Consider the following 2,716-nt stretch of genomic DNA (forward strand, 5'->3'; position numbering starts at 1 on the left):
GTCGCGGCGTGTCGGGCTGGCTGACCGTGGCAGCCGCCTACGCGATGAAGCTGTGGGCGGGCCTCAGCGCCGACGCGGGTCGTACCGCATCCGCCAACCGCTGGCACACCGCTGCACGGGAGCTGAACGCCGCCGCCAACCGCCACTTGTGGGACGGGGACTGGTTCGCCCGTGGCATCACGGACGACGGTGTCAAGTTCGGCGTCAGTACTGACACCGAGGGCCGCATCTACCTGAACCCGCAGTCCTGGGCCATGCTCAGCGGCGCAGCGAGCGACGGGCAGCGCCGCAGGATGCTCGCCGCCATCGACGCCCAGCTGGACACGCCGCACGGCGTGGCCATGTTCAACCCACCCTATGCCGGCATGCGCGACGACGTGGGCCGTGTCACGCAGAAGCACCCGGGCTCAGCAGAGAACGGCGCCGTCTACAACCACGCCGCCAGCTTCTACGTCCATGCGCTCTATGACGCCGGCGAGAGCGACCGCGCCTTTCATGCGCTGCGCCGCATGATCCCGGGGCCTGACGAGGCTGACCTGCGGCAGCGCGGCCAGTTGCCGGTGTTCATTCCCAACTACTACCGCGGTGCCCACCATCAGTACCCGCGCACGGCCGGACGCTCCAGCCAGCTGTTCAATACCGGCACGGCGGCCTGGGCCTACCGCAGCGTCATCGAGGGGCTGTGCGGCCTGCGTGGATGCGCCGAAGGGCTGCGCGTGAATCCGCAGTTGCCATCGGGCTGGCATCGACTCAGCGCCGAGCGCGAATTCCGTGGTGCGCGTTTCCTGCTTCAGGTCCGCCGCACGGGCCAGGCTCGCATGCTGCTGGATGGGCAGCCGCTGCCGGACGGTCTGGTGCGCGCCATCGAAGCCGGGCGAGCGTACCGCCTGGACGTCGAGCTAGGCTGATGCACGCCGCACGACCCGGAATCCCAGGTCCACGTGCGGCGTCTCCACCGGCTCACCTCGCATCAACTGCATCAGCATCTGCGCCGCCCGCTCGCCGATCTCGCGGCGCGGTGTGGCCACGGTGGTCAGCGGCGGCACCATCTGGTCGCTGCCGGCCAGGTCGTTGAAGCCGGCCACCGCCACGCGCCCTGGCACCGCAATGCCCAGCCGCAGCGCGGCCAGCAGCGCGCCCTGGGCGAGGTCGTCGTTGCAGAAGAAGATGGCATCGGTGTCGGGCACCTCGCGCAGCACGCGCTCGAGCATCGCACCACCCAGCGCCATGGACGAGGGTTCGGTGCTCTGCACCTTGTGCACGCGGTCCGCGAGGCCGGCCCCCGCCAGCGCCTCCTCATAGCCCTGGCCACGCTCCAGCGTGCGCGGGTCCAACTGGGCGGCCACGTAGGCGATGCGGCGCCGGCCGCTGTCCAGCAGCCGCTGCGTGATGGCCCGGCCTGCTTCGCGCTGCGAGAAGCCCACGCTGTAGCCTCCGACCTCCTCTCCCACCTCCATCACGCGCACACAAGGCACGCCGCTGCCTTCGATCATGGCGCTCGCCGCCGCGCTGCGGTCACTGCCGGTGACGATGAGCCCGGCCGGCCGATGGGCCAGGAAGCTGCGCAACACCGCCTCTTCCTCGCTCGCGTCATAGTGGGTGACGCCGATCAACGTCTGGTAGCCGGCGGGCACCAGGCCGTTCTGCACCGCATCCAGCAGCTCCACGAACAGCGTGTTGCTGAGCTTTGGAATGAGCACCACCACGAGGCTGCTGCGGCTCGAGGCCAGCGCGCGGGCGGCGGGGTCGGGTACATAGCCCAGCGTCGCGGCGGCCGCGTGGACGCGGTCGCTGAGCTCACGGGCCACGGCACGCTCCCCCCGCAAGGCCCGCGACACAGTGATGGGGCTGACACCCGCCGCCCGGGCCACATCAGCAAGCGTGACCCGGCCGGTGGCCCGCCTGCGGGGCGCTGCGCTGGACATGGTGGCCGCGTCAGCCGGCCTGCATGCGGCCGACGACGTCGCGCACCTCGGCCAGCAGGCCGGGCACGTCGATGGTCGTGGGCTGGCGATCGCGCAGCAGCCGGCGACCGCCGACCCAGACGTTGCTGACCTGCTCGCGGCCGGCCACGTAAACCAGCTGCGCGGCCGCGTTGTAGACCGGCTGACACTCGATGCTGTCCAGCGACACGGCGACGACGTCGGCCAGCTTGCCCACTTCCAGCGAGCCCAGGTCATCGGCACGGCCCATGGCCTTGGCGGCACGGATGGTGGCCATCTCCAGCGCGGTGCGGGCCGAGGCCACGGTCGGGTCGCCGGTGATGCCCTTGGCCAGCAGGGCCGCCGAGCGGATCTCGCCGAACATGTCCAGGCGGTTGTTCGATGCGGCACCGTCGGTGCCGAGGATGGTGTTGACGCCGGCCGCTTCCAGCGCCTTCAGCGGCATCACGCCCGAAGCCAGCTTCAGGTTGGAGTTGGGGTTGTGCACGAGGTGCACGCCCTTCTTCGCCATCAGTTCGATCTCGCCCTCGTCGAGGTGGACCATGTGCACCGCGATCATGCGCTCGTTGAAGAGCCCCAGCTTGTCCAACCGCGCAATGGGGCGCACGCCGTGGGCCTTGACGCCGTCGGAGACCTCGCCCGCCGTCTCGTGGATGTGGCAGTGCATCTGGATGTCCAGCTTCTCCGCCAGGTCGCGCAGCTTGATGAAGGTCTCATCGGACACGGTGTAGGGCGCGTGCGTCGCGCTGGTCCAGTCCAGCAGCTTTTCGCCC

General features: G+C 70.3%; 3 protein-coding genes. 1 reads left to right on the plus strand and 2 read right to left on the minus strand.

The window, feature by feature from the left end:
- Positions 1-908 (plus strand): GH36-type glycosyl hydrolase domain-containing protein (locus tag VGF12_RS24000; RefSeq protein WP_331178566.1); only part of this gene is annotated, 908 nt, incomplete at its 5' end.
- Here VGF12_RS24000 and VGF12_RS24005 read toward each other — a convergent pair.
- Both VGF12_RS24005 and VGF12_RS24010 read right to left on the minus strand, forming a co-directional pair.
- Positions 900-1,925, minus strand: coding sequence for a LacI family DNA-binding transcriptional regulator (locus tag VGF12_RS24005; protein ID WP_331178567.1), 1,026 nt, complete (start codon positions 1,923-1,925; stop codon positions 900-902). The genes VGF12_RS24000 and VGF12_RS24005 overlap by 9 nt on opposite strands.
- Positions 1,926-1,935: 10 nt before the next feature.
- Positions 1,936-2,716 (minus strand): amidohydrolase family protein (locus VGF12_RS24010; RefSeq protein WP_331178568.1); only part of this gene is annotated, 781 nt, incomplete at its 5' end.

The organism is Roseateles sp., from assembly GCF_036404855.1.
Taxonomy (GTDB): Bacteria; Pseudomonadota; Gammaproteobacteria; order Burkholderiales; family Burkholderiaceae_C; genus Pelomonas.

Excerpts from the sequence above, each read along its gene's own strand:
- VGF12_RS24005 (WP_331178567.1), bottom strand. The coding sequence starts at position 1,925 with ATGTCCAGCGCAGCGCCCCGCAGGCGGGCCACCGGCCGGGTCACGCTT.